The organism is Agrobacterium sp. 10T429 (genome assembly GCF_056393925.1).
The window spans coordinates 1-782 of sequence record NZ_JBFTGV010000028.1 but is presented as its reverse complement, the minus strand read 5'-3'; the positions used below and the strand labels follow the sequence as shown (position 1 = coordinate 782).

General features: G+C 62.7%; 1 protein-coding gene. It reads right to left on the bottom strand.

Translation table 11 applies throughout. The annotated features are described in order from the left end of the window. Positions 1-782, bottom strand: a 782-nt coding sequence (locus tag AC1DCP_RS26325) for a methyl-accepting chemotaxis protein (protein WP_476774858.1), incomplete at both ends; no start/stop codon positions are given.

The window sequence follows — 782 nt, the reverse complement described above, 5'->3', positions numbered from 1 at the left end:
CCGGCATTGCGAACCGGAGCGGGCTGGCTCTTCTGCTGATAGGCGGTATCGGCGAGCTTGAACTGCGCGAGAAGCTGGTTGAGCGAAGCTACCTCCTTGGCCAGATTGTGGCTGGCGGCGTTGGTCTCTTCCACCATGGCAGCATTTTTTTGCGTGTCCTGGTCCATCTGGTTGACCGCGGTATTGATCTGCTGGAGGCCGGAGGATTGCTCCTGCGCGGATTCCACGATGGAGACGACGTGCCGGTTGATTTCCTGCACTTCCGATACGATCGTCGCCAGCGCCTTGCCGGTGTCGCCCACCAGCTGAACGCCCTGCTGCACCTGATCGTTCGAGGTGGTGATCAGCGCCTTGATCTCCTTGGCCGCATTGGCGGAGCGTTGCGCCAGTTCGCGCACTTCCTGCGCGACAACGGCAAAGCCCTTGCCCGCCTCGCCCGCACGCGCAGCTTCCACGCCGGCATTCAGCGCAAGAAGGTTGGTCTGGAAGGCGATTTCGTCGATCACGCCGATGATGTTGCTGATCTCGTTGGCGGATTTGGAGATCTGCTCCATGGCGACCACGGCGCGGCGTACCACTTCGCCGGATTGTTCGGCGCCTGCCTTGGCGCGGCTGACGATCAGGCCTGCCTCCTGCGCGCGCTTGGTGGAATCCTTCACGGTCGTGGTGATCTCTTCCAGAGCGGCAGCGGTTTCTTCCACGGCTGCTGCCTGCTGTTCGGTACGCTTGGCCAGATCGTCGGCGGCCGATTTGATCTCGTTTGCGCCCGCGCCGATGCCACC